General features: G+C 62.4%; 5 protein-coding genes. 3 read left to right on the plus strand and 2 right to left on the minus strand.

Going from position 1 to position 6,451, the window contains the following annotated elements; genetic code table 11:
• From C482_RS05440 to C482_RS05450, 3 genes are all read left to right on the plus strand, one after another.
• A complete protein-coding gene (locus C482_RS05440; protein WP_006166504.1) occupies positions 1-1,602 on the plus strand; it encodes a dihydrolipoamide acetyltransferase family protein in 1,602 nt (533 codons plus the stop codon).
• 215 nt (positions 1,603-1,817) lie between these two features.
• Positions 1,818-3,293, plus strand: coding sequence for a dihydrolipoyl dehydrogenase (lpdA, locus tag C482_RS05445; RefSeq protein WP_006166505.1), 1,476 nt, complete (start codon positions 1,818-1,820; stop codon positions 3,291-3,293).
• Between the two features lie 271 nt (positions 3,294-3,564).
• On the plus strand, positions 3,565-4,746 hold the full coding sequence (locus tag C482_RS05450; RefSeq protein ID WP_006166506.1) for a multicopper oxidase domain-containing protein: 1,182 nt from the start codon (positions 3,565-3,567) through the stop codon (positions 4,744-4,746).
• 70 nt (positions 4,747-4,816) lie between these two features.
• Here C482_RS05450 and C482_RS05455 read toward each other — a convergent pair whose 3' ends face one another.
• Positions 4,817-5,113, minus strand: coding sequence for a DUF7521 family protein (locus C482_RS05455; protein ID WP_006166507.1), 297 nt, complete (start codon positions 5,111-5,113; stop codon positions 4,817-4,819).
• Positions 5,110-5,487 carry a winged helix-turn-helix domain-containing protein gene (locus C482_RS05460; protein WP_006166508.1) on the minus strand — a complete coding sequence of 126 codons (378 nt, stop codon included), beginning with the start codon at positions 5,485-5,487 and terminating at the stop codon, positions 5,110-5,112. The genes C482_RS05455 and C482_RS05460 overlap by 4 nt, the downstream gene beginning before the upstream one ends.
• Positions 5,488-6,451 lie beyond the last annotated feature (964 nt).

Genomic DNA, 6,451 nt, shown 5'->3' on the forward strand with positions numbered 1-6,451 from the left:
ATGGTCCGTGAATTCGAGCTGCCAGACGTCGGTGAAGGTGTTGCAGAGGGAGAACTCGTCACCTGGTTCGTCGAACCGGGCGACGAGGTCAGCGAAGATCAGCCGGTTGCGGAGGTCGAGACGGACAAGGCGCTCGTCGAGGTCCCCGCCCCGGTCAACGGCAGTGTCCGCGAACTCCACTTCGAGGAAGGCGACGTGATCCCCGTCGGGGACGTGTTCGTCACGTTCGACGTGGAGGGCGAGGAAGGGACAGCGGAGGCGGATGCAGGCGCTGGCGAAGTCGAGGCCGGAGCAGACGCAGACGCCGACCCCGCCGGCGACCCCGGTGCAACGGGTGCTGGCGAGGACACCGAACCTGCGGAGACGCCAGACGATCGGATCTTCGCGCCCCCACGCGTGCGACGGCTGGCCCGCGAGGAGGGGATCGACCTCTCGCAGGTCCAGGGCAGTGGTCCCGGCGGCCGGATCACGGCTGCCGACGTCCAGGCTGCAGCGGGCACCGCACCAGCAGCCGACGCACAGGCACAGGCCGGGAGCGGTGAGACTGGTAGCAGTGCCACCACGGACGAACCGACCACGGCTGCAGCGGCCGACTCGAGTACCGACAAGTCCACGGCGGGTGGGTCGACTGGTCAGACTGGGACGACCCAGACACAGCCTCCAGCCCAGGTCGAGTCCGCCGACCGTGACCGGACGCTCGCCGCACCCGCAACGCGGCGCATCGCAGAAGAAGAGGGCATCGACCTCGATGCCGTCCCCGCGACCGAAGAGCGCGACGGCGAGGCGTTCGTTACGCCCGAGGCAGTTCGGGAGTACGCCGAGGCCCAGCGACAGGCCCAGGAGGCTGACGCGGCTGCCATTGAGGCCGGCGAGGCCTTCGCCGAGGGCGAGCGCGAGCGTCGCGAACCGTTCCGTGGCGTCCGCAAGACGATCGCCGACGCGATGGTCGAGTCGAAGTTCTCGGCCCCACACGTCACCCACCACGACGAGGTCGACGTCACGGAACTCGTCGACGCTCGCAAACGGCTCAAGCCCCATGCTGAGGAGCAGGGCATCCGCCTGACATACATGCCGTTCATCATGAAGGCCGTCGTCGCGGCGCTACAGGAGTACCCCGAGATGAACGCGGTCATCGACGAGGCAAACGAGGAGATCGTCCACCGCAACTACTACAATATCGGCGTCGCAGCGGCGACCGACGTGGGCCTGATGGTCCCGGTCGTCGACAACGCAGACGGCAAGGGCATGCTCCAGCTCTCTTCGGAGATGAACGAACTCGTCCAGCGCGCCCGCGAGCGCTCGATCAGCCCGGACGAACTTCGGGGCTCGACGTTCACGATCACGAACATCGGCGGCATCGGCGGCGAGTACGCGACCCCGATCCTGAACTACCCTGAATCGGGCATTCTCGCCGTCGGTGAAATCAAGCGCAAACCACGCGTCGTCACCGACGAGAACGGCGACGAGTCGATCGAGCCGCGATCCGTGATGACGCTCTCGCTGTCGTTCGACCACCGACTGATCGACGGCGCTGTCGGTGCACAGTTTACGAACACGGTGATGGAGTACCTCGAGAATCCAGAACTGCTGTTACTCGAGTAACGCCCACGTCTCACACTCGACACGACTTCAGTCGATTGAGACGAGAACTGATTGCACCGAACTTGCCCAACTCAACCCCACCACTTGCAGACCCCTAAACGTTAGACGCTACTCACCGTACTAATGGCTATGTACATGCACGCACCTGTCGACGGAGACGGACACGCACACACCGCACACACGCTCGAACCGCACGAATACGGAGGGACCAACTAATGGTCGTTGGAGACGTCACCACCGGCACCGATGTCCTCGTGATCGGCGCGGGTCCTGCCGGCTACGTCGCCGCAATCCGGGCCGGTCAGCTCGATCTCGACGTCACGCTCGTCGAGAAGGAGGCCTACGGCGGCACCTGCCTGAACCACGGCTGTATTCCCTCGAAGGCGCTGATCACGGCGACCGACGTGGCCCACGACGCCCGCAACGCCGAACAGATGGGAATCCACGCCGACCCTGCCATCGATCTCGCGGGCATGGTCAGCTGGAAGAACGACGTCGTCGACCAGCTTACCGGCGGTGTCGAAAAGCTCTGTAAGGCAAACGGCGTCAACCTCATGGAGGGGACGGCGACGTTCGCCGACGAAAACACCGTCCGTATCTCCCACGACGGCGAGGGCCAGGGCTCGGAGACACTCGAGTTCGAACACGCAATCGTCGCGACTGGTTCGCGCCCGATCGAGATTCCGAACTTCTCCTACGGCGACGAGCCGATCCTGAACTCGCGCCAGGCGCTCTCGCTCGACTCCGTCCCCGACTCGCTGGTCGTCGTCGGCGCGGGCTACATCGGGATGGAGCTGGCGAGCGTCTTCGCCAAACTCGGGACGGATGTAACGGTCGTCGAGATGCTCGACGAGATTCTGCCGGGCTACGACGACGATCTCAAGCGCCCGGTCAAGCAGCACGCGAAGGGCCTCGGCATCGAGTTCGAGTTCGGCTACACGGCCTCGGAGTGGCACGAACGCGAGGACGGCGACGGCGTTCGCGTCGTGGCAGAGCCAGCGCCGGAGGTCGCCGCAGACGGCGGGGCCGCAGCAGAGGAAACCGAGGAAGCGGACACGCTCGACCTCGACGCCGAGAAGGTCCTTGTCGCCGTCGGTCGCCAACCAGTCTCGGATACGCTTGACCTCGGCGAGGCCGGCGTCGAGACCAACGACAAGGGCTTCATCGAAACCGATTCGCGCGCACGCACGAACGTCGAGCACATCTTCGCCGTCGGCGACGTGGCCGGCGAACCGATGCTTGCCCACAAGGGCAGTATGGAGGGAGAAGTCGCCGCCGAAGTCATCGCCGGCGAGCCGTCGGCCATTGACTACCAGGCGATGCCGGCGGTCGTCTTCACCGATCCCGAAATCGCGACCGTCGGGATGTCCGAGACCGATGCCGAGGACGCCGGTTTCGACACTGTCGTCGGCAAGTTCCCCTTCCGCGCCAGTGGTCGCGCACTGACCACTGGCGAGAGCGACGGGTTCGTCAAGATTGTTGCTGAAGAAGATGAGGGCTACGTCCTCGGTGCCAGCATCGTTGGCCCCGAGGCGTCTGAACTCGTCGGCGAACTCGGCCTCGCGATCGAACTCGGCGCGACACTCGAGGACGTCGCCTCGACGATCCACGCGCATCCAACGCTCTCCGAATCGGTGATGGAAGCTGCGGAGAACGCGTTGGGGCACGCGATTCACACGTTGAATCGGTGAATCACTGAACTGCTGAACTGCTGAACTGCTAAACCGTTACGCGCTGCGCGCTGCGCAGCTCAGGACGCCGCCTACGCACACCCCTTCGTTTCTTTCCGTATTGACGTCCTCTCTGTCAGCGACCTGTCTCCATTGCTGACGTCGGTAGATTGACCACTATCACGCCTGGGCGAATGTGCCGATTGCTGTACAAAGAAGTCAGATGACTTCCCGTTCGTTGGGAAACCCCTCCACTATCCTTTAGGTTACCGTCCCAACGATCAGCTGTACTATGACTGCATCCAACGGTCCTTCCACGCTGCGGCGACGAACGGTTCTCTCGACTGCCGGAGTCGGCGCACTGGGCGCACTTGCGGGCTGTCTCTCCGTCTTCTCTGAGGACGACCCAGCGTCTGTCGGGGACCCGGACGCAGCCGATGGGGGCGAGCCCGGGGAGACGGACGAGAACGAGGACGCCCCGCTCACCGACTACCAGTATACCGCACCGCCACAGATCGTCGACATTGCCGAGCAGGGGTACGAATCGACGCTTCGCACCGTCCCCGCACGCCACGCACTCGTCACCGAGGACGGGGGCGGCGGTCCGGTCGAGCTCCCCGAGGTATGGGCCTGGCAGGCCGACGACCTCGCCCCCTCCGTTCCCGGCCCCATGTATCGGATGACCGAAGGCGATACCTTCGAACTCACCTACGACAACACCGAACACAACCGACCCCACACGGTCCACGTCCACGCCGTCAGCAAGTCCTGGGAAGACGACGGTGCTCCGGTCACGAATCGCGATCAGGTCAACGCCGGTGAGAGCCACACCTACACCCTCGAGGCTGACGTGCCAGGAACACACGTCTACCACTGCCACTATCAGACGCACAACCACCTCGACATGGGGATGTACGGCATCCTCCGCGTCGACCCCGTGGACTACGACCCACCGGATCAGGAGTACTTCTTCACGCTCCGTGACTGGGACACGCGTCTCCACGATCGCGAAGCGGGCGGTGACGCGGACTACGACCCTGTCGAGCGCTCCTCGGACGCCTACACCCTCAACGGCCGCAGTGCTCCCACTACGTTCCACCCCGAACTGGGCACGCCGCTGCTCGTCTCCGAAGGCGACACTGTCCACCTCCACATCGCCAACAACGGCTACGAATCCCACCCGTTCCACACCCACGGCCACCGCTTCGAAGTCATCGAGAAGGACGGCTCACCGATCCCCGACGCAGCGCGGTACGAACAGGACGTGCTCAACATCGCCCCCGCAGAACGATACACACTCGAGTTCACGGCTGACGCCGAGCCAGGGATCTATCCGGCACACTGTCACAAGGTTCACCACGTGACGACTGAAGGCCGTTATCCTGGTGGGATGGCGACTGCAATCGTCTACGAGTCAGCGATGGAGTCCGACGAGTTCGGCGAGATTATGGACGACGCGGGATACGACGGCTGACCGGCACCAGCCGGTTTTTGCTCCTTGTCCGACCAAGGGAGTACACTGCACTGAGAAAGAGACGCGCCCCCTACTGCACGTACAGCGAATACGCGATCACGAGAAAGCCCGCGAGTACCAGCAGGCTCTCGAGCAAGATCCCCGTCGCCAGATGGACGTTCAGCAGCTCGTAGAGCATCCCCGCCAGAAAGAGCCCGAGCGTAACCAGCCCGAAGCCAAGCGTTAGATACCCGAGTGCACGCTGTCTCGTCCGCCGGTAGGCCTTGAACGCAAAGTACGTGATGAAGCCACCGACGATCAAGACGAGCGTCTTTACAATTGCGAGTGCGAGCGCGATCTCCGATGCACCAGAAGCGTACGGACTCATGTTTCCTTTCGCACCTCGGACCAGAGTTCTGCGAGCCGCTCGTCTGCCGTCCGGGCCGGCCGATCGATCTGCACCGTCAACGACTGGTCGTCGTCCAACCCGATCGAGATTTCGTCGAACGCAACGGCGTACTTGCTTGCGTGATGCCCGTCGCGCCGAATCTCGGTGGTCTCCTCGAGTAGGGTCGAGTCGGTCAGCAACTCGAGTTTCCGATACAGCGTCGACTGGGGTATCTCACACCGGTTAGTAAGTTCAGAAGCTGTCATGGGTTCCTCGAGATTCCGGATGATCTCACGGCAGTCAGGGTCGTCGAGTGCAGCGCAGATTTCCGCTGCAGACGGTGTTGACTCCGAACCGATCGGGTCCCGGACCATTCATCAGTTACTTGCAACGCCGTCGGTTTATTCGCATCGGTCACGTCGCAGCGAACTACTCGAGTACTGGTTTCCGCCGCCCGTTCCCAGAAGCAAGTTTCTTACACGCGCACCACCGAACCCGACCTACGCGGGTATCATTCGGTTCGACCGTGTCTACAAGGACGGGATGACCGGCCGACCTCCGCCCGCGTGACAGCTTGTCCACTCGCGTGTTACGATTGTCCTCGTCGTTGTCGCCATCGTTATCATCACCGAGTGCCTCGCTCGTTCGCAGCGAATCGATAACGTCTGTTTGCCACGTTGTTCTCTCGTATTAGCTGTTAGCGTTCTTGGACACAGTTTCCTTTCGTCAAAATGCTGTAGACGTGCCAAGGAACCTCTCCATCTCCTGTATTTCGCTTCCACCATCAATTCACTCATAGGTGGAACATATTCTCATGGTATCGGGTTCCGATGAGCGTCTCGTTCGACGGCCTTATGTATGCACCCTCTCCTCGTCATTAATGCGAACGACGTGGCGCACGCCGACACGTCCCCTCTGGCCGGTTTCCGGCACGGAGGTAGGCACTGTATCCATCTCCCAGTTATCTGGCTTCTCTGAAGCCAGGTCGCTTGGGGCAACTGGATCGAGCGTAGGTGGCGTCTTCGACGCCATGGAACAACGCCCTTATATACACACGGGGCGTACCCATTACTACGCAAATCCCGTTCCGGCTATGACTTCCGGGACGGAATCGATCCGTTGCCCTTAAGTACACACGGGGATTCGGATACGATTGCAAAGAACGCGTGATTGGCGAAGTGTTCATTCACTTTGTCGTCGGACGGTTCTGGTCCGAAGGGGTTAAGTGCCCCAGATGACCTACGAATACGTCCGAAGGAAATGAGGATCCTACCCCTGCGGTCCGCCGTACAGATGGGATCTGATGTTAGCCTTGGTAGTTCGGTGACGCCCGATCGG

It is taken from the genome of Natrialba chahannaoensis JCM 10990 (assembly GCF_000337135.1).
GTDB lineage: Archaea > Halobacteriota > Halobacteria > Halobacteriales > Natrialbaceae > Natrialba > Natrialba chahannaoensis.